Source organism: Streptomyces sp. NBC_00203 (assembly GCF_045206325.1).
GTDB classification, from domain to species: domain Bacteria; phylum Actinomycetota; class Actinomycetes; order Streptomycetales; family Streptomycetaceae; genus Streptomyces; species Streptomyces lutosisoli.
In genome coordinates this window covers 2,720,749-2,738,699 of sequence record NZ_CP108126.1, presented here as the reverse complement: position 1 = coordinate 2,738,699, position 17,951 = coordinate 2,720,749, and the positions used below count along the sequence as shown (strand labels likewise).

22 protein-coding genes are annotated in these 17,951 nt (G+C 71.2%); 21 read left to right on the top strand and 1 reads right to left on the bottom strand.

Annotation, left to right across the window (positions count from 1 at the left end):
- Positions 1 to 129: 129 nt before the first annotated feature.
- The 10 genes from hisD (at position 130) to OG975_RS12550 (ending at position 7,820) form a co-directional block, all read left to right on the top strand.
- Positions 130 to 1,455: a histidinol dehydrogenase gene (gene hisD, locus OG975_RS12595; protein WP_406329200.1), complete on the top strand. Its 1,326-nt coding sequence runs from the start codon at positions 130 to 132 to the stop codon at positions 1,453 to 1,455.
- Complete coding sequence (locus tag OG975_RS12590; protein WP_406329199.1) at positions 1,452 to 2,570, top strand: histidinol-phosphate transaminase; 1,119 nt, start codon at positions 1,452 to 1,454, stop codon at positions 2,568 to 2,570. Before hisD ends, OG975_RS12590 begins: the two co-directional genes overlap by 4 nt.
- Complete coding sequence (hisB, locus tag OG975_RS12585) at positions 2,567 to 3,160, top strand: imidazoleglycerol-phosphate dehydratase HisB (RefSeq protein ID WP_280856988.1); 594 nt, start codon at positions 2,567 to 2,569, stop codon at positions 3,158 to 3,160. The genes OG975_RS12590 and hisB overlap by 4 nt, the downstream gene beginning before the upstream one ends.
- Complete coding sequence (locus OG975_RS12580) at positions 3,157 to 3,321, top strand: hypothetical protein (protein ID WP_189187717.1); 165 nt, start codon at positions 3,157 to 3,159, stop codon at positions 3,319 to 3,321. The genes hisB and OG975_RS12580 overlap by 4 nt, the downstream gene beginning before the upstream one ends.
- A complete protein-coding gene (gene hisH / locus OG975_RS12575; RefSeq protein WP_406329198.1) occupies positions 3,312 to 3,959 on the top strand; it encodes an imidazole glycerol phosphate synthase subunit HisH in 648 nt (215 codons plus the stop codon). Before OG975_RS12580 ends, hisH begins: the two co-directional genes overlap by 10 nt.
- Positions 3,956 to 4,681 (top strand): bifunctional 1-(5-phosphoribosyl)-5-((5-phosphoribosylamino)methylideneamino)imidazole-4-carboxamide isomerase/phosphoribosylanthranilate isomerase PriA, encoded by a 726-nt coding sequence (gene priA, locus OG975_RS12570; RefSeq protein ID WP_330303893.1) that lies wholly within the window; start codon positions 3,956 to 3,958, stop codon positions 4,679 to 4,681. The genes hisH and priA overlap by 4 nt, the downstream gene beginning before the upstream one ends.
- Positions 4,678 to 5,076, top strand: coding sequence for a RidA family protein (locus OG975_RS12565; protein WP_406329197.1), 399 nt, complete (start codon positions 4,678 to 4,680; stop codon positions 5,074 to 5,076). Before priA ends, OG975_RS12565 begins: the two co-directional genes overlap by 4 nt.
- Positions 5,073 to 5,828 (top strand): imidazole glycerol phosphate synthase subunit HisF, encoded by a 756-nt coding sequence (gene hisF, locus OG975_RS12560; RefSeq protein WP_406329196.1) that lies wholly within the window; start codon positions 5,073 to 5,075, stop codon positions 5,826 to 5,828. Before OG975_RS12565 ends, hisF begins: the two co-directional genes overlap by 4 nt.
- Positions 5,829 to 5,947: 119 nt before the next feature.
- Positions 5,948 to 6,535: a helix-turn-helix domain-containing protein gene (locus tag OG975_RS12555; protein ID WP_330303890.1), complete on the top strand. Its 588-nt coding sequence runs from the start codon at positions 5,948 to 5,950 to the stop codon at positions 6,533 to 6,535.
- Between the two features lie 13 nt (positions 6,536 to 6,548).
- The gene (locus OG975_RS12550) at positions 6,549 to 7,820 is read left to right on the top strand and encodes an MFS transporter (protein WP_406329195.1); all 1,272 of its coding nucleotides are present in this window, start codon (positions 6,549 to 6,551) and stop codon (positions 7,818 to 7,820) included.
- A gap of 21 nt (positions 7,821 to 7,841) precedes the next feature.
- Here OG975_RS12550 and OG975_RS12545 read toward each other — a convergent pair whose 3' ends face one another.
- Positions 7,842 to 8,477 carry a TIGR03085 family metal-binding protein gene (locus OG975_RS12545; protein ID WP_406329194.1) on the bottom strand — a complete coding sequence of 212 codons (636 nt, stop codon included), beginning with the start codon at positions 8,475 to 8,477 and terminating at the stop codon, positions 7,842 to 7,844.
- A 107-nt stretch (positions 8,478 to 8,584) separates the two neighbouring features.
- On the opposite strand from OG975_RS12545, the gene hisI reads away from it, so the two are divergent.
- The 11 genes from hisI to lgt all read left to right on the top strand — a co-directional run bounded on the left by hisI (position 8,585) and on the right by lgt (position 17,885).
- A complete protein-coding gene (gene hisI / locus OG975_RS12540) occupies positions 8,585 to 9,007 on the top strand; it encodes a phosphoribosyl-AMP cyclohydrolase (protein WP_406329193.1) in 423 nt (140 codons plus the stop codon).
- Between the two features lie 11 nt (positions 9,008 to 9,018).
- A complete protein-coding gene (locus tag OG975_RS12535; protein ID WP_406329192.1) occupies positions 9,019 to 10,497 on the top strand; it encodes an anthranilate synthase component I in 1,479 nt (492 codons plus the stop codon).
- 96 nt (positions 10,498 to 10,593) lie between these two features.
- Positions 10,594 to 11,247, top strand: coding sequence for a TIGR02234 family membrane protein (locus tag OG975_RS12530; protein ID WP_406329191.1), 654 nt, complete (start codon positions 10,594 to 10,596; stop codon positions 11,245 to 11,247).
- A 202-nt stretch (positions 11,248 to 11,449) separates the two neighbouring features.
- Positions 11,450 to 11,698, top strand: a complete 249-nt coding sequence (locus OG975_RS12525) for an HGxxPAAW family protein (protein ID WP_406329190.1) — start codon at positions 11,450 to 11,452, stop codon at positions 11,696 to 11,698.
- 92 nt (positions 11,699 to 11,790) lie between these two features.
- Entirely contained in the window at positions 11,791 to 12,324 is a 534-nt protein-coding gene (locus OG975_RS12520; RefSeq protein WP_406329189.1) for a DUF2752 domain-containing protein, read from the top strand.
- Between the two features lie 166 nt (positions 12,325 to 12,490).
- Positions 12,491 to 13,300, top strand: a complete 810-nt coding sequence (trpC, locus tag OG975_RS12515) for an indole-3-glycerol phosphate synthase TrpC (RefSeq protein ID WP_327428001.1) — start codon at positions 12,491 to 12,493, stop codon at positions 13,298 to 13,300.
- A gap of 7 nt (positions 13,301 to 13,307) precedes the next feature.
- Positions 13,308 to 13,703, top strand: coding sequence for a tryptophan biosynthesis modulator TrpM (gene trpM / locus OG975_RS12510; RefSeq protein ID WP_406329188.1), 396 nt, complete (start codon positions 13,308 to 13,310; stop codon positions 13,701 to 13,703).
- A 57-nt stretch (positions 13,704 to 13,760) separates the two neighbouring features.
- Complete coding sequence (trpB, locus tag OG975_RS12505) at positions 13,761 to 15,053, top strand: tryptophan synthase subunit beta (protein WP_327427999.1); 1,293 nt, start codon at positions 13,761 to 13,763, stop codon at positions 15,051 to 15,053.
- Positions 15,050 to 15,865, top strand: coding sequence for a tryptophan synthase subunit alpha (trpA, locus tag OG975_RS12500; protein ID WP_406329187.1), 816 nt, complete (start codon positions 15,050 to 15,052; stop codon positions 15,863 to 15,865). The genes trpB and trpA overlap by 4 nt, the downstream gene beginning before the upstream one ends.
- A gap of 103 nt (positions 15,866 to 15,968) precedes the next feature.
- Complete coding sequence (locus OG975_RS12495) at positions 15,969 to 16,745, top strand: DsbA family protein (RefSeq protein ID WP_406329186.1); 777 nt, start codon at positions 15,969 to 15,971, stop codon at positions 16,743 to 16,745.
- 129 nt (positions 16,746 to 16,874) lie between these two features.
- The gene (gene lgt, locus OG975_RS12490) at positions 16,875 to 17,885 is read left to right on the top strand and encodes a prolipoprotein diacylglyceryl transferase (RefSeq protein ID WP_406329185.1); all 1,011 of its coding nucleotides are present in this window, start codon (positions 16,875 to 16,877) and stop codon (positions 17,883 to 17,885) included.
- Positions 17,886 to 17,951 lie beyond the last annotated feature (66 nt).

The window sequence follows — 17,951 nt, the reverse complement described above, 5'->3', positions numbered from 1 at the left end:
TGGTGAAGGGGATCTTCCGCGGAACCGAAGGTGGCCGGTATCAGCCATGGACGGCCACCGGCGCCAGCGTTGTATCAGCCATTGATACAGCCGTCCGGCGCCTTATCGCCGTCTGAGAGAATTGAGTCTGTGATCTCCCGAATCGATCTGCGCGGCGACGCCCTCCCCGAGGGTTCCGCCCTGCGCGACCTGCTGCCCCGAGCCGACTTCGACGTCTCGGCCGCCCTGGAGAAGGTGCGTCCGATCTGCGAGGCCGTGCATCATCGGGGAGACGCGGCGCTGATCGACTTCGCGGAGAAGTTCGACGGTGTACGGCTGGAGTCGGTACGGGTCCCGGCCCAGGCGCTCAGCGAGGCGCTGGAGCAGCTCGACCCGGCGGTGCGCGCGGCCCTGGAGGAGTCCATCCGTCGCACTCGGCTCGTCCACCGCGAGCAGCGCCGTACGACGCACACCACCCAGGTCGTGCCCGGCGGCTCGGTCACCGAGAAGTGGGTGCCGGTCGACCGTGTCGGTCTGTACGCGCCCGGTGGACGGTCCGTGTACCCGTCGTCCGTGATCATGAACGTGGTCCCGGCACAGGAGGCCGGCGTCGGCTCCATCGCGCTCGCCTCCCCGGCCCAGTCCGAGTTCGGCGGGCTGCCGCACCCGACGATCCTCGCCGCCTGCGCGCTGCTCGGCGTCGACGAGGTGTACGCGGCCGGTGGTGCGACCGCCGTCGCGATGTTCGCGTACGGCACCGAGTCCTGCCCGCCCGCCAACATGGTCACCGGGCCCGGCAACATCTGGGTCGCGGCGGCCAAGCGGTACTTCGCGGGCAAGATCGGCATCGACGCCGAGGCCGGCCCCACCGAGATCGCGATCCTCGCGGACGAGACCGCCGACCCGGTGCACGTCGCCTCCGACCTGATCAGCCAGGCCGAGCACGACCCGCTCGCCGCCGCCGTCCTCGTCACGGACTCCGTGGCCCTGGCCGACGCGGTCGAGAAGGAGCTGGAGCCGCAGGTCGCGGCCACCAAGCACATCGAGGACCGGATCGTCCCGGCACTGCGCGGCAGGCAGTCCGCGATCGTGCTCGTGGACGGCGTGGACGAGGGCCTGCGGGTCGTGGACGCGTACGGGGCCGAGCACCTGGAGATCCAGACGGCGGACGCCGCCGCGGTGGCCGACCGGGTGCGCAACGCGGGCGCGATCTTCGTCGGGCCCTGGGCGCCGGTCTCCCTCGGCGACTACTGCGCGGGCTCCAACCACGTCCTGCCCACCGGCGGCTGCGCCTGCCACTCCTCAGGCCTGTCCGTCCAGTCCTTCCTGCGCGGCATCCACATCGTCGACTACACGAAGGACGCGCTGGCCGACGTGGCGCATCACGTGGTGACGCTGGCGGAGGCGGAGGACCTGCCCGCGCACGGCGCGGCGGTCAAGGCGAGGTTCGGATGGAAGGTTCCCCAGAGCAAGTGACCGGCATCGACGATCTCCCCGTACGGGACGAGCTGCGCGGCAAGACCCCCTATGGCGCGCCCCAACTCGACGTGCCCGTACGGCTGAACACCAACGAGAACCCGTACCCGCTGCCCGAACCGCTCGTCGAGCGGATCGCCGAGCGGGTGCGCGAGGCCGCCCGCGACCTCAACCGCTACCCCGACCGGGACGCGGTGGAGCTGCGCACCGAGCTGGCCAAGTACCTGACGAAGACCGGCAACCACCGGGTCGGCCTGGAGAACGTCTGGGCGGCCAACGGCTCCAACGAGGTCATCCAGCAGCTGCTGCAGACCTTCGGCGGACCGGGCCGTACCGCCATCGGCTTCGAGCCGTCGTACTCGATGCACGCGCTCATCGCGCGCGGCACCGGCACGGCCTGGGTCTCCGGCCCGCGCAACGAGGACTTCACGATCGACCCGGCCGCCGCCGAGCGGGCGATCGCCGAGCACCGGCCGGACGTCGTCTTCATCACCACCCCCAACAACCCCACGGGTAACGCGGTCCCGCCCGAGACGGTCCTCGCGCTGTACGAGGCCGCGCAGGCCGCCAGGGCTGCGACTGCCGGGGCGATCGTCGTGGTCGACGAGGCGTACATCGAGTTCAGTCACGGCGACTCGCTGCTGCCGCTGATCGAAGGTCGGCCGAATCTCGTCGTCTCGCGGACGATGTCGAAGGCGTTCGGAGCCGCGGGCCTGCGGCTCGGCTACCTCGCCGCGCACCCGGCCGTCGTGGACGCCGTCCAGCTCGTACGGCTGCCGTACCACCTGTCGGCCATCACCCAGGCGACCGCGCTGGCCGCCCTGGAGCACACCGACACCCTGCTCGGCTACGTCGAGCAGCTCAAGGCCGAGCGGGACCGGCTGGTCGCCGAACTGCGTGCGATCGGGTACGAGGTGACCGAATCGGACGCCAACTTCGTGCAGTTCGGGCGGTTCGCCGACGCGCACGAGGCCTGGCAGAAGATCCTCGACCGGGGCGTCCTGGTCCGGGACAACGGCGTACCGGGGTGGCTGCGGGTCTCCGCCGGAACCCCCGCCGAAAACGACGCGTTCCTCGACGCGGTCCGTGAACTGAAGAAGGAGCAGAGGGCATGAGCCGCGTAGGACGCGTGGAACGCGTGACCAAGGAGACGTCGGTCCTCGTCGAGATCGATCTCGACGGGTCCGGCAAGGTCGAGGTGTCGACGGGCGTCGGCTTCTACGACCACATGCTCGACCAGCTCGGCCGGCACGGTCTGTTCGACCTGACCGTGAAGACCGAGGGCGACCTGCACATCGACTCGCACCACACCATCGAGGACACCGCCCTCGCGCTGGGCGCCGCCTTCAAGCAGGCGCTCGGCGACAAGGTGGGGATTTATCGATTCGGCAACTGCACGGTCCCGCTGGACGAGTCGCTCGCCCAGGTCACCGTCGACCTGTCGGGCCGCCCGTACCTCGTGCACACCGAGCCCGAGACCATGGCGCCGATGATCGGCGAGTACGACACGACGATGACCCGGCACATCCTGGAGTCCTTCGTCGCCCAGGCCCAGATCGCGCTGCACGTGCACGTGCCCTACGGGCGCAACGCGCACCACATCGTGGAGTGCCAGTTCAAGGCGCTGGCCCGCGCGCTGCGGTACGCCTCCGAGCGCGACCCGCGCGCCGCCGGCATCCTCCCCTCCACGAAGGGCGCGCTGTGACCGGCCTGTCGAGCATCCTGATCGTCGTCGGACTCTTCCTCCTCGGCGGCATCTACTCCTTCGTCAAGCAGCAGATGCCCAAGAGCCTCATCGTGCTGCTCTCCATCGGCGCCGCGATGTGCCTCGTCGCCGGCGTCATGAGACTGGAGGTGTGGAATTGAGCACCCCTAAGAAGGTCGTCGTCTTCGACTACGGCTTCGGAAACGTGCGCTCCGCCGAGCGCGCCCTCGCCCGCACCGGCGCCGAGGTCGAGATAACGCGCGACTTCGACACGGCCATGAACGCGGACGGGCTGCTGGTGCCCGGCGTCGGCGCCTTCGCCGCCTGCATGAAGGGCCTCAAGGACGCCCGCGGCGACTGGATCATCGGTCGCCGTCTGTCCGGTGGCCGCCCGGTGATGGGCATCTGCGTCGGCATGCAGATCCTCTTCGCGCGCGGCATCGAGCACGGTGTGGAGACCGAGGGCCTCGACGAGTGGCCCGGCACGGTCGAACCGCTGCAGGCCGAGATCGTGCCCCACATGGGCTGGAACACGGTCGAGACCCCGGCCGGCTCGCGGCTCTTCGCGGGCCTCGACGCCGACGCCCGCTTCTACTTCGTGCACTCCTACGCCGTCCACGACTGGTCCCTGGAAGTCGGGAACCCGGCGCTGCGCGCACCCCTGGTGACCTGGTCGACGCACGGCAAGCCCTTCGTGGCGGCCGTCGAGAACGGCCCCCTGTGGGCCACGCAGTTCCACCCCGAGAAGTCCGGCGACGCCGGAGCCCAGCTCCTCACCAACTGGATCGGAACACTGTGAGCAAGCTCGAACTCCTTCCCGCCGTCGACGTCCGCGACGGCCAGGCCGTCCGCCTCGTGCACGGCGAGTCCGGGACGGAAACTTCTTACGGCTCCCCCCTTGAGGCCGCCCTCGCCTGGCAGAGCTCGGGCGCCGAGTGGCTGCACCTCGTCGACCTGGACGCCGCGTTCGGCACCGGCGACAACCGCGCGCTGATCGCCGAGGTCGCCAAGGCCATGGACATCAAGGTCGAGCTGTCCGGCGGCATCCGCGACGACGACACGCTCGCCGCGGCCCTCGCCACCGGCTGCACCCGCGTCAACCTCGGCACCGCCGCCCTGGAGACCCCCGAGTGGGTCGCCAAGGTCATCGCCGAGCACGGCGACAAGATCGCGGTCGGCCTCGACGTACGCGGCACGACGCTGCGCGGCCGCGGCTGGACCCGCGACGGCGGCGACCTCTACGAGACGCTTGAGCGCCTCAACTCCGAGGGCTGCGCGCGCTACGTCGTCACCGACATCGCCAAGGACGGCACGCTCCAGGGCCCGAACCTGGAGCTGCTGAAGAACGTCTGCGCGGCGACGGACCGCCCGGTCGTGGCCTCCGGCGGCGTGTCCTCCCTGGACGACCTGCGCGCCATCGCCGAGCTGGTCCCGCTGGGCGTCGAGGGCTCCATCGTCGGAAAGGCCCTGTACGCCAAGGCGTTCACCCTGGAAGAGGCCCTGGAGGCGGTAGCCAAGTGAGCGACGTACGACGCGTCTCGACCGGCGCGCCCTGGGAGGAGGCCTTCGGCTACTCCCGCGCGGTGGAGCTGCCGAACGGCCTCGTGCTGGTCGCCGGCTGCACCTCGGCGATCAACGGAGTGATCGCCCCCGGCGACCCGTACGAGCAGACGGTCAACTCCTTCAACGTCGCGTTCGCGGCCCTTGAGCAGCTCGGCCTCGGCCGCGACGACGTCGTCCGCACGCGCCTGTACCTCACGCATGCCCGGGACGTGGAGGAGGTCGGCCGCGCCCACAAGGAGCTGTTCGACGCCGTCCGCCCCGCCGCATCCATGATCATCGTCTCCGGCTTCGTGGACCCGCGGCTGGTCGTCGAGGTCGAGGTGGAGGCGTACCGAGGGGAAGCGCGGTCATGACCCTGGCGGTTCGAGTCATCCCCTGCCTGGACGTGGACAACGGCCGGGTCGTCAAGGGCGTCAACTTCCAGAACCTGCGCGACGCGGGCGACCCCGTCGAGATGGCCAAGGTGTACGACGCCGAGGGCGCCGACGAGCTGACGTTCCTGGACATCACCGCGTCCTCCGGCAACCGCGAGACCACCTACGACGTGGTGCGCCGCACCGCCGAGCAGGTCTTCATCCCGCTGACCGTCGGCGGCGGCGTACGCACCGCCGAGGACGTGGACAAGCTGCTGCGGGCGGGCGCGGACAAGGTCGGCGTCAACACGGCGGCCATCGCCCGGCCCGACCTCATCCGCGAGATCGCCGAGCGGTTCGGGCGGCAGGTGCTGGTCCTGTCGGTGGACGCGCGCAGGACGGAGAGCGGCTCCTTCGAGGTGACGACGCACGGCGGCCGCAAGGGCACAGGCATCGACGCCGTCGAGTGGGCTCACCAGGCCGCCGAGCTGGGCGCGGGCGAGATCCTGCTCAACTCGATGGACGCGGACGGCACGAAGGACGGCTACGACATCGAGATGATCGAGGCCGTCCGCAAGCACGTGACCGTGCCGCTGATCGCGAGCGGCGGCGCGGGGCGGCTCGCCGACTTCCCGCCGGCCATCGCCGCGGGGGCCGACGCGGTGCTGGCCGCGTCCGTCTTCCACTTCGGGGATCTGCGGATCGGTCAGGTGAAGGAGGCGCTGCGCGAGGCGGGGCATCCCGTTCGCTGACGTCGGCAAGACCATGAGCCCCGGTCACTGGGTGGCCGGGGCTCAGCTCTGCTCAGATGCGCAAGAGAAGTTGCGCAATTTTAGTTGCGCAACTTTTCTTTCGTATCTACCGTGGAGGCATGGCAAGCAAGGAGAACCGCCGGATCACGGATGTGGGGACGCTGAAGGCGTTGGCCCATCCGTTGCGGGCGAACCTGTACAGGGCCCTGTCCGTGGCGGGTGTCGCGACGGCCTCGCAGCTCGCCGACCAGGTCGACGAGGCCGTGTCGCTGGTCAGCTACCACCTGCGCAAACTCGCCGAGCACGGGCTGATCGAGGAGGCCGAACCGCAGAGCGGGGACGGCAGGGAGCGCTGGTGGCAGCCCGCGTCCGACGGTGTGAGCATCCACGACGCGGACTTCCGGGATGCCCCCGAGAAGGCGGCCGCGCACACGGCGGCCGCACGGCTCTTCCACGAGCAGCGGGCCGACCTCTACCGGCGCTACCTCGACGCGCGCGCCGCCTGGGGACCCGAATGGAACACCGCCTCGCAGGACTCCGAGTCCTGGATGCGCCTGACTCCGGCCGAGCTGACCGAATTCGGCAAGGAGCTGAACGCCCTCGCCAAGAAGTACGACGAGAAGAGCCGGGCCGCCGAAGCAGCCGGCGACACCGAAGGGCGCGAGCACGTCGCGCTGCACGTGTACGGCTTCCCGTTCCGACCCTGAGAGGACGCGCTCCGTGACCACGACCGGCATATCCCCGGCCTCCGCCTCCGTCTCCGTCTCCGCCACCTCCGGCAAGCCCGCTCACCGCGACGGCAACGTACTGCGCTGGCTCGGCGCCTACACCTCGTCGATGATGGGCGACAACGTCTGCTACATCGCGTTGTCCTGGGCCGCCGTGCAGGCCGGAACACCCGCGCAGGCCGGGCTCGTGATGGCCGTGAGCGCCATACCGCGCGCCCTGCTGATGCTGGGCGGTGGAGTGGTCGCCGACCGGTTCGGGCCGCGGAAGGTCGTCATCGGCAGTGACGCCGTGCGCTGCGTCGCCGTCCTCACGCTGGCCGCGGTGCTGTTCGCGACCAGCCCGAGTCTGTGGCTGCTGGCCGTGCTCGCCACCGTCTTCGGCATCGTCGACGCGCTCTTCATGCCCGCCGTGGGCGCCCTCCCGGCCCGCGTCACGAGCCGCGACCAGCTCGCCCGGGTCCAGGGCATGCGGGGCCTCGCCATCCGCTTCGCCAACGTGGTCGGCGCACCGCTCGGCGGCCTCGGAGTGGCGCTCGGGGGTTCGGCGGCGGCGTTCGGGCTCGCGGGGATGTTGATCGCCGTGTCGGTGCCGCTGCTGATCTCCGTACGCATGCGGGAGCTGCCCGCGGACGACGCGCCGGACCAGGCCGGCGGCACCGCCTGGCGGGACCTCCGTGACGGCCTGTGCTACCTCCGCGGCCACCGCGTCCTCGCCCCGCTCATCGTCGCCATCGCCCTCGGCGACCTCGGCTTCGTCGGACCGCTGAACGTGGGGCTGACCCTGCTCGCCGACCGGCGCGGCTGGGGCGCCTCCGGGATGGGCTGGGTGGTCGCCGCGTTCGGGACCGGCGCGGGAGCCGCCGCCCTGCTGCTGACCCTGCGAGGACGCCTGCCGCGCGCGGGGAGCCTCGCCGCCGTGACCATCCTGGGCGGCTCGGTCGCGATCGGCGCCCTCGCCTACGTGCCGGGCGTCGCCGGGGCCGTCGGCGTCGCCCTCGTCCTCGGGCTGCTCGCGGGGCTCAGCGGCGCCCTGTGCGGCGCGCTGCTGCAGACCCAGGCGGACCCCGCCTACCTGGGCCGGGTCAGCGCCGTCGCCGGCCTGGTCAGCCTGGGCCTCGCCCCGCTCAGCATGCCGCTGACCGCCGCCGCGATCGGCTGGTGGGGCACCGGCCCCGTGTTCGTCACCAGCGCCGCGGTCTGCGGCCTCGGCGGGGTCCTCGCCCTGTGCGTCCGCGATCTGCGCCGCGCCGAGCTGCCCCGCTGAGCGGGCCTGGGCCCTCTCGGTCTAAAGCCCCAGCTGCTTCGTCTCGTGCAGCTTCGCGATCGCGTCCTTGTCGCCCTCCAGCTCCACGTCGGCCACCTTCTGTCGCCCGTACGCGAACAGCAGCAGCTCCGAGGGCTCGCCGGTCACCGTCACGACCGGCGTGCCCTTGTGCGCGACCGTCGTCTGCCCGTTCGGGCGGCGCAGCACGAGGCCGGTCGGGGCGCCGCGGCCGGTCAGCCGGGCTGTGCGATCCAGGAGCGACCACAGGGCGTCCTGGAAGACCGGGTCCAGCTCGCGCGGCGTCCAGTCGGGCTGGGCACGCCGTACGTCCTCGGTGTGGACGTAGAACTCGGTCGTGTTCGACGCCTCGTCGATCTGCTTCAGGGAAAAGGGCGAGAAGCGCGGCGGACCCGTACGGATCAGCTGGATCAGCTCCTCGTACGGCTTGTCGGCGAACTCCGCCATCACCCGCTCCAGGCGTGGCGCGAGCTGCTTGATCAGCAGCCCGCCGGCGGCGTCGGCGCGGCGCTCACGGACCACCACGTGTGCGGCGAGGTCCCGGGTGTTCCAGCCCTCGCACAGGGTCGGGGCGTCCGGGCCCACGGCTTCCAACAGATCGGCGAGGAGAAGTCGTTCACGCTTGGCATGGGTCGACATGACCATCAGCCTACGACCGCCCCACCGCCGCGCACAGTGGAGACCGGCCGGGTCCGGCCTGTGGACAACGGCGGGGCACGTCGGTGCGGCGCGGCACAATGGCACCCATGACCAGCACGCCTCCGCCCAGCAGGCCCAGCAGCCTGGACCCCGAGATCTCCGCGCGCCTCAAGCGCGGCGCCGACGGACTCGTCCCCGCCATCGCCCAGCAGTACGACACCGGTGAGGTGCTCATGCTCGGCTGGATGGACGACGAGGCGCTGCATCGCACGCTCACCACGGGCCGCTGCACGTACTGGTCGCGCAGCCGCCAGGAGTACTGGGTCAAGGGCGACACGTCCGGCCACTTCCAGCACGTGAAGTCCGTGGCCCTGGACTGCGACGCCGACACCGTCCTGGTGAAGGTCGACCAGGTGGGCGCCGCCTGCCACACCGGCGCCCGCACCTGCTTCGACGCCGACGTGCTGCTCAAGGACGATGACGTGCTGCTCAAGGACGCCGATTCTGGCGTACCGTCACTGGATCAGTAAGGTCAGCCGCCATGGACCTCGAGACGTTCCGCAAGCTGGCCACCGATCGCCGCGTGATCCCCGTCAGCCGCAAGCTCCTCGCGGACGGCGACACGCCGGTCGCGCTCTACCGCAAGCTGGCCGCCGAGCGCCCCGGCACCTTCCTCCTGGAATCCGCCGAGAACGGCCGCTCCTGGTCCCGCTACTCCTTCGTGGGTGTCCGCTCCGCCGCGACCCTCACCGAGCGCGACGGGCAGGCCCACTGGCTCGGCACCCCGCCCGTCGGCGTCCCCGTCGACGGCGACCCGCTCGCCGCCCTGCGCGCCACCATCGAGGCGCTGCACACGCCGCACGGCGAGGACCTGCCCCCGTTCACCGGCGGCATGGTCGGCTATCTCGGCTACGACATCGTGCGCCGCCTGGAGAAGATCGGCCCCGGCGAGCGCGACGACCTGAAGCTGCCCGAGCTGACCATGCTGCTCACCAGCGACCTCGCGGTCATGGACCACTGGGACGGCTCGGTCCAGCTGATCGCCAACGCGATCAACCACAACGACCTCGACACGGGCGTCGACGAGGCCTACGCGGACGCCGTCGCCCGCCTCGACGCCATGGAGGCCGACCTCTCGCGCGCGGTCTCGCAGCCCCCGGCCGCGCTGCCGCCCTCCGAGCTCCCCGAGTACACCGCGCTCTGGGGCGGCCCCGACTTCCAGGACGCCGTCGAGGACGTCAAGGAGCGCATCCGGGCGGGCGAGGCCTTCCAGGTCGTCCCCTCCCAGCGCTTCGAAACGCCGTGCACGGCAAGCGCGTTGGACGTGTACCGGGTGCTGAGGGCGACCAATCCCTCCCCGTACATGTACCTCTTCCGCTTCGACGGCTTCGACGTCGTCGGCTCCTCCCCGGAGGCCCTGGTCAAGGTCGAGGACGGGCAGGCGATGGTGCACCCCATCGCGGGCACCCGGCCGCGCGGCGCCACCGTCCAGGAGGACCAGGCCCTCGCCGACGAGCTGATCGCCGACCCCAAGGAGCGCGCCGAGCACCTGATGCTCGTGGACCTGGGACGCAACGACCTGGGACGGGTCTGCGAGCCGGGCTCCGTCGAGGTCGTCGACTTCATGTCCATCGAGCGGTACTCGCACGTGATGCACATCGTGTCCACGGTGACCGGGCGCGTCGCGGCGGGCCGTACGGCCTTCGACGTGCTGACGGCCTGCTTCCCGGCCGGCACCCTCTCCGGCGCCCCCAAGCCGCGCGCGATGCAGATCATCGACGAACTGGAGCCGTCCCGCAGGGGGCTGTACGGCGGCTGCGTCGGCTACCTCGACTTCGCGGGCGACTCCGACACCGCCATCGCCATCCGTACGGCCCTGCTGCGCGACGGCACCGCGTACGTCCAGGCGGGCGCCGGGATCGTCGCCGACTCGGACCCCGTCGCCGAGGACAACGAGTGCCGCAACAAGGCGGCGGCGGTCCTGCGCGCGGTCCACACGGCCAACCGGCTCGGGCAGTAGAACCCGGGAGAACCAGGGTCCGGCGGTACGAGTCCGGGCAATAGGACGAGAGTCACGTGAACCCCGGGTGACGGTTCGCCCGGGGTTCAGGCGATAGTGGACTACGTGACAGCTGTACCGCACCCCCGATCCGAAGCCGCCGGACCCGCCCGGTCCGCCCGCCGCAGCCTTGGTATCGCCCTGCTCAGCGGCGCCCTCGGCGCGGCTGTGGCGCTGCTCTCCACCCGGCAGAGCTGGTCGGAGGGCACCGCGACGGTGGCCGGCGGCGACTTTCCGCTGACCGCCAAGGGCAGCGACGTCACGGGCGTGCCCGCGGCGCTCGCCATAGTGGGCCTCGCCGCGCTCGTCGCCGTCTTCGCCGTACGCCGCTCCGGGCGCTTCCTGGTCTCCGGACTGCTCGCGCTCTCCGGCGCGGGCACGGTCGTCGCGGCCGTGCTCGGCGCCAGTGACAGCTCAGCGCTCGACGAGAAGGCCGCGGCCGCCTCCGGCAACACCGCCGCCACCGCGGACGCGCTCAGCCACACCGCCTGGCCGTACGTCGCGGCCGCGGGCGGAGCGCTGATCCTCCTCGCGGGACTGCTCGCGCTGCGCTACGGACGGCTGTGGCCCGCGATGTCGGGCCGCTACGAGCGCGACGGCACACCCCGGCCGCGCAAGGCGAAGCCGGTCGACCCGGACCGCCCCGAGGACATCTGGAAGGCCCTCGACCGCGGCGAGGACCCGACCGGACCTGATCCGGCCGGCACCTAGATCCGCCGGGGCCCGGATCCGGCAGCGGCTCAAGGGACTTAAGTCCCGCCGCCCGAAGGGTCCTCAGCCCCGGGACTTTCGTCGTGACTTGGCGGAATCGACGCGCGAGGGGGCACCCCCCGCTCACGGCGGACGTCGTTGTACGGGACAATGGACGAAGAGCGTCCGACTTACATACGCACACAGCAACGAGGAGCAAGTCATGGCGGGCAGCAGCCACGGTCACACCCCGGCCGCCTGGACCGGTGTCATCATCGCCTTCATCGGTTTCTGCGTCTCCGGTGCCTTCACGGTGATGGCCAACCCGCTGGGCTTCTGGGCCGGCATGGTCATCATCGCCCTCGCCGGTGTCGTCAGCCTGGCGATGCGCGCGGCGGGCCTGGGCCAGCCGAAGACCGTGCACGCGCAGCCCGCGCGCGCGGTGCGCGAGGCCGTGGGCGTCGACGCCTGACCCCGTAGCGCTTCACGAGAGGCGGTCCCGGCACTCCTGCCGGGGCCGCCTCTCGCGTACGCGGCGAGCGCCTCCCGCGCGGGAAGGGCAGAATGCGTCGGGTGAACGCCGAAACCCAGAGGGTGACGCGGGCCGAGAGCCCGGGGACCACGGTCGGTGCTGGTGCTGGTGCTGGTGCTGGTGCTGGTGCCGACGCCGACGCCGACGCCGGTGTCGGTGCCGGTGCCGGTGATGTGCTGCGGCGCCTCGCTGTCCCCGGCGGGATCCTCGCGGCCGTCGTCGGCGCCTTCGCGTACGTCGGGGCCGTGGACCCCAATCAGCCCGGTCACTACCCCGTCTGCCCGCTGCTGCGCTTCACGGGCGTGTACTGCCCCGGCTGCGGCGGCCTGCGCGGCGCGTACGCGCTCGTGCACGGGGACTTCGCGGCGGCGCTCACCGACAACGCGCTCGCCGTCGCGGGATATCTCGTCCTCGCCGTGGTGTGGACCGTCTGGGTGGTCCGGTCGGTGCGCGGACGGCCGATGCGGATCGATCTCGGGCCGGTCCACCTGTGGAGCGTGGGCGCATTGGTGCTGGTCTTCACCGTTGTCCGGAACCTGCCGTCCGGCGGCTGGTTGCATCCTTGATCCATGGGCAAATGTCCAGGTAGTGGGACCGGCGTCAACCGGATGTGAGGCCTACGCCTTCCTCCGGATACCATCGGAGTGACCCGTCTTTACTGTCCGAGACGATGAACGCGGGTCAGCTGCTCAACCGCTTCAACCGTCCACCGCAGGGAAGGGGGCCGCTCGCGTGAGTGTGCTCGACGAGATCATCGACGGAGTCCGTGCCGACCTCGCGGAGCGGCAGGCGCGCGTCAGCCTCGACGAGCTCAAGGAGCGCGCGGCGAAGGCTCCGGCGGCCAAGGACGGCGTGGCCGCCCTGCGCGGCGAAGGCGTCAAGGTCATCTGCGAGGTCAAGCGCTCCAGCCCGTCCAAGGGCGCGCTCGCCGCGATCGCCGACCCGGCCGGGCTCGCCGCGGACTACGAGGCGGGCGGCGCGGCCGTCATCTCCGTCCTCACCGAGCAGCGCCGCTTCGGCGGCTCGCTCGCGGACCTGGAGGCCGTCCGCGCCCGCGTGGACATCCCGGTCCTCCGCAAGGACTTCATCGTCACGTCGTACCAGCTGTGGGAGGCCCGCGCGTACGGCGCCGACCTCGTGCTGCTGATCGTGGCCGCGCTCGACCAGGCCGCCCTGGAGTCCCTCATCGAGCGTGCCGAGTCCATCGGGCTCACGCCGATCGTCGAGGTGCACGACGAGGACGAGGTCGAGCGGGCCGTGGACGCGGGCGCCAAGATCATCGGCGTCAACGCGCGCGATCTGAAGACCCTCAAGGTCGACCGCACCACCTTCGAGCGCGTCGCCCCCGAGATCCCCGACAGCATCGTCAAGATCGCCGAGTCCGGTGTCCGCGGGCCGCACGACCTCATCGCGTACGCCAACGCCGGCGCCGACGCGGTTCTGGTGGGCGAGTCGCTGGTCACCGGCCGCGACCCGAAGACGGCGGTCGCCGACCTGGTGGCGGCGGGCGAGCACCCGGCGCTGCGGCACGGCCGGAGCTGACCCGCCGGTGCCCACCTCGCCCCACGCCTTCGCCGCTCACCGTCCGGGCCTGAGCCCCGACGGCGATCCGGCGCGCGTGGGGCCGGCCGCACCGGGCCCGGGCCATGCGGACTCGCACCCCGAGTCGGCCGCGCGGCTGCCGGGCCACGGGGACTCGTACGGGCGCCCCTGTGTGCGCTCCGCCGCGCCGCTCCCGGTCGCCTCGACGGCCCGGAACCCCTACGCCCGCCTCGCCCGCGGCTGCCGGCCGCGCGGCTGCCGGGCGCCCGCACGGCGTGTGCACGGGCGCCGGGTGCGGTACGTCATCGGTGACGAGCCCGGGCAAGTGAACGGCATGCGATGGCGCCTCTTCAGGGGCGCGGGGAACTGCGCGAGCAACCACAGCCGGCCCGCTGCCGGCTGACGACCCCGCCCCCACGGCGATCAGTGCGTTTCCACAAACTCACCGTGAGGTTTCCGCATGCCCAGCGAGTTCTTCATTCCCGACCCGGACGGTCAAGTTCCCAGCACCGAGGGGTACTTCGGCGCGTTCGGCGGCAAGTTCATCCCGGAGGCGCTGGTCGCCGCCGTGGACGAGGTCGCCGTCGAGTACGACAAGGCGAAGGCCGATCCCGAGTTCGCCCGCGAGCTCGACGACCTGCTCGTCCACTACACCGGGCGGCCGAGTTCACTCACCGAGGTGTCCCGGTTCGCCGAACACGCCGGTGGCGCCCGTATCTTCCTCAAGCGGGAAGACCTCAACCACACCGGATCCCACAAGATCAACAACGTGCTCGGCCAGGCCCTCCTCACCAAGAGGATGGGCAAGACCCGGGTCATCGCGGAGACCGGCGCCGGTCAGCACGGCGTCGCCACCGCCACCGCCTGCGCGCTCTTCGGCCTCGAATGCACCATCTACATGGGCGAGATCGACACCCAGCGCCAGGCCCTCAACGTGGCCCGGATGCGCATGCTCGGCGCCGAGGTCATCGCCGTGAAGTCGGGCAGCCGCACCCTCAAGGACGCCATCAACGAGGCCTTCCGGGACTGGGTCGCGAACGTCGATCACACCCACTACCTCTTCGGGACCGTCGCCGGTCCGCACCCCTTCCCCGCGATGGTGCGTGACTTCCACCGGGTCATCGGGGTCGAGGCCCGGCGGCAGATCCTGGAGCGCGCCGGACGTCTTCCCGACGCTGCCATCGCCTGCGTCGGCGGCGGCTCCAACGCCATCGGCCTGTTCCACGCCTTCATCCCCGACGCGGACGTACGCCTCATCGGCTGCGAGCCCGCCGGGCACGGCGTCGAGACCGGTGAGCACGCGGCCACGCTGACGGCCGGCGAGCCCGGCATCCTGCACGGGTCGCGGTCGTACGTCCTCCAGGACGAGGAGGGCCAGATCACCGAGCCCTACTCGATCTCGGCCGGACTGGACTACCCGGGCATCGGGCCCGAGCACTCCTACCTCAAGGACAGCGGCCGCGCCGAGTACCGCGCGGTCACCGACGACGCGGCCATGCAGGCACTGCGCCTGCTGTCGCGTACCGAGGGCATCATCCCGGCGATCGAGAGCGCCCACGCGCTCGCCGGAGCCCTGGAGGTCGGCAAGGAGCTGGGCAAGGACGGGCTGATCATCGTCAACCTGTCGGGCCGCGGCGACAAGGACATGGACACGGCCGCCCGTTACTTCGGCCTGTACGACAACGGCGTCGACGCCGTGGTCGCCGCGGACGCAGACAGCGAGAACGCCGAGATCGAGGGGGACGTGAAGTGAGCGGCAACATCCAGCTGTTGAGCGACACCCTCGCCGGCGCGAAGGCGGAAGGGCGGTCCGCTCTCATCGCGTACCTGCCCGCCGGGTTCCCGACCGTCGACGGCGGCATCGCGGCCATCAAGGCCGTTTTCGAGGGCGGCGCGGACGTCGTCGAGGTGGGTCTGCCGCACAGCGACCCCGTCCTCGACGGCCCCGTCATCCAGACCGCCGACGACATCGCCCTGCGCGGCGGCGTCAAGATCGCGGATGTCATGCGGACGGTCCGCGAGGCGTTCGAGGCGACCGGCAAGCCCGTCCTCGTGATGACGTACTGGAACCCGATCGACCGCTACGGCGTCGAGCGCTTCACCGCCGAGCTCGCCGAGGCGGGCGGGGCGGGCTGCATCCTGCCCGACCTGCCCGTGCAGGAGTCGGCGCTGTGGAGGGAGCACGCCGAGAAGCACGGCCTCGCGACCGTCTTCGTCGTCGCGCCCAGCAGCAAGGATGCCCGGCTCGCCGAGATCACCGCGGCGGGCAGCGGGTTCGTGTACGCGGCCTCGCTGATGGGCGTCACGGGCACCAGGGCGTCGGTGGGGGCCCAGGCCCAGGACCTGGTGCAGCGCACCAAGGCCACCACCGAGCTGCCCGTCTGCGTCGGCCTCGGCGTCTCCAGCGCCGCTCAGGCCGCCGAGGTGGCCGGCTTCGCCGACGGCGTGATCGTCGGCTCGGCGTTCGTGAAGCGGATGCTGGACGCACCGGACGAGGCGGCCGGCCTGGACGCCGTACGGGCGCTCGCGGGCGACCTGGCGAAGGGTGTGCGCGGAACGGCGTAACGCGGTCGCCCAAGTAGGCACGTAAGAGACAATCCACTCACTCGAACGGGTGGACCTGAGACCGGGGAGGCGCGCTGCGCCTCCCCGGTTCGTTCTGCCGGATGTGAGCGAGAAGAACCGTGACGGAAAGCGCACCGCCCGCGAGCGGCTGGCGGTCGAGCGAGAGAAGCAGAGAGCCGCGGAGAAGCGCCGGCGGGCGCTGATCGTGGGGGCGTCGGTGATCTGCGTCCTGGGCCTGGCCGCGGTGGTCGGCGTGCTGGCCGCCAACTCCGGCAAGGACAAGAAGAGCGACACGTCGGGCCCGGTCGTGTCGCCCTCGGGCGCGACCGGCAAGGACGCTCTCGCGATTCCCGTCGGCAAGGACAGCGCCAAGTCGACTCTCACGGTGTGGGAGGACTTCCGCTGCCCGGCCTGCCAGGCCTTCGAGACGACGTACCGCTCCACGATCCACGAACTGGTCGACGCCGGTCAGCTGAAGGTCGAGTACCACCTCGTCACCCTCATCGACGGGAACATGGGCGGCAGCGGCTCCCGCCACGCCGCCAACGCCGCGGCCTGCGCCCAGGACGCCGGGAAGTTCACCGCGTACCACGACGTGCTGTACGAGAACCAGCCCAAGGAGACCGACGACGCCTTCGCGGACAACAGCAAGCTCATCGAGCTGGCGGGCAAGGTCGACGGCCTGGACACCCCGGCCTTCCGGACGTGCGTCAACGACGGTACGCACGACAGCTGGGTCGTGAAGTCGAACGCCGCCTTCCAGAGCGGCGGCTTCACCGGCACGCCGACCGTGCTGCTGGGCGGCAAGAACATCTACGCGGACCAGACGATGACCCCCGCCAAGCTGAAGCAGATGGTGGAGGCGGAGAACAAGGGCTGAGCGTCTCGCCGGCCCTGTTGCCCCCGGTCTGCCCCCGGCCTGTGCCAGGCCGGGGGCACCGCACGTTATGGACCCGTTGCAGGGCTGCTTGCCGTCGGTGGTGTCCGGCACGGTAGCGTCGACCTTGCCATGGAACTTGCCTTCATTCCCAGCCCGTCGCGCGGTGTGCTGCACCTCGGCCCCATTCCGCTGCGCGGCTACGCGTTCTGCATCATCATCGGCGTCTTCGTAGCCGTCTGGCTCGGCAACAGGCGCTGGGTCGCCCGGGGCGGGCGGGTCGGCACGGTGGCCGACATCTCCGTCTGGGCCGTCCCCTTCGGCCTCGTCGGCGGCCGGCTCTACCACGTGATCACGGACTACGAGCTGTACTTCAGCGAGGGCCGCGACTGGGTGGACGCGTTCAAGGTGTGGCAGGGCGGCCTCGGTATCTGGGGCGCGATCGCGTTCGGCGCGGTGGGCGCGTGGATCGGCTGCCGCCGTCGCGGCATCCCGCTTCCCGCCTACGCCGATGCCATCGCCCCCGGTATCGCCTTCGCGCAGGCGATCGGGCGCTGGGGCAACTGGTTCAACCAGGAGCTGTACGGCAAGGCGACGGACCTGCCCTGGGCGCTGCACATCACGTCCTCCACGGACGGGCGGGTGCCGGGCTACTACCACCCGACGTTCCTGTACGAGTCGCTGTGGTGCATCGGCGTCGGCTTCCTCGTCATCTGGGCCGACCGCCGCTTCAAGCTGGGCCACGGTCGTGCGTTCGCCCTGTATGTCGCCGCGTACTGCGTGGGCCGGGGCTGGATCGAGTACATGCGTGTCGACGATGCCCACCACATCCTGGGCCTGCGTCTCAACGACTGGACCGCGATGGTGGTCTTCGTTCTCGCGGTGCTCTACATCGTCATCTCCTCGCGTCGGCGGCCTGGGCGGGAAGAGGTTGTGGAGCCGGGTGCCTCCGGCGGTGGTGACGGTGACAGTGCGGGTGCTTCCGGCGAGGGTGACGACTCGGGTGATGACGAGGTCGTCGACCTGGAGAAGTCGGCAGAGTCAGCTGAGCCGGCAGAGTCAGCTGAGCCGGCTGAGTCGGAAGAGTCGGCTGACGCCGAGTCCACGGAGTCCGACGAGGCCGAGTCCGCCAAGAAGGGCTGAGTTCTTTCGGTACGTCGAGGGGGCGCCGCGTTCTGGAACGCGGCGCCCCTTTTTGTCGCCCCCGCC

What these genes read in the sequence shown, in the direction of transcription:
- hisF (WP_406329196.1), top strand. Translation starts at nt 5,073, where the DNA reads ATGACCCTGGCGGTTCGAGTCATCCCCTGCCTGGACGTGGACAACGGC.
- trpB (WP_327427999.1), top strand. Translation starts at nt 13,761, where the DNA reads ATGCCCAGCGAGTTCTTCATTCCCGACCCGGACGGTCAAGTTCCCAGC.
- OG975_RS12525 (WP_406329190.1), top strand. Translation starts at nt 11,450, where the DNA reads ATGGCGGGCAGCAGCCACGGTCACACCCCGGCCGCCTGGACCGGTGTC.
- OG975_RS12545 (WP_406329194.1), bottom strand. Translation starts at nt 8,477, where the DNA reads ATGTCGACCCATGCCAAGCGTGAACGACTTCTCCTCGCCGATCTGTTG.
- hisI (WP_406329193.1), top strand. Translation starts at nt 8,585, where the DNA reads ATGACCAGCACGCCTCCGCCCAGCAGGCCCAGCAGCCTGGACCCCGAG.
- lgt (WP_406329185.1), top strand. Translation starts at nt 16,875, where the DNA reads ATGGAACTTGCCTTCATTCCCAGCCCGTCGCGCGGTGTGCTGCACCTC.
- hisB (WP_280856988.1), top strand. Translation starts at nt 2,567, where the DNA reads ATGAGCCGCGTAGGACGCGTGGAACGCGTGACCAAGGAGACGTCGGTC.
- OG975_RS12555 (WP_330303890.1), top strand. Translation starts at nt 5,948, where the DNA reads ATGGCAAGCAAGGAGAACCGCCGGATCACGGATGTGGGGACGCTGAAG.
- OG975_RS12520 (WP_406329189.1), top strand. Translation starts at nt 11,791, where the DNA reads ATGCGTCGGGTGAACGCCGAAACCCAGAGGGTGACGCGGGCCGAGAGC.
- OG975_RS12535 (WP_406329192.1), top strand. Translation starts at nt 9,019, where the DNA reads ATGGACCTCGAGACGTTCCGCAAGCTGGCCACCGATCGCCGCGTGATC.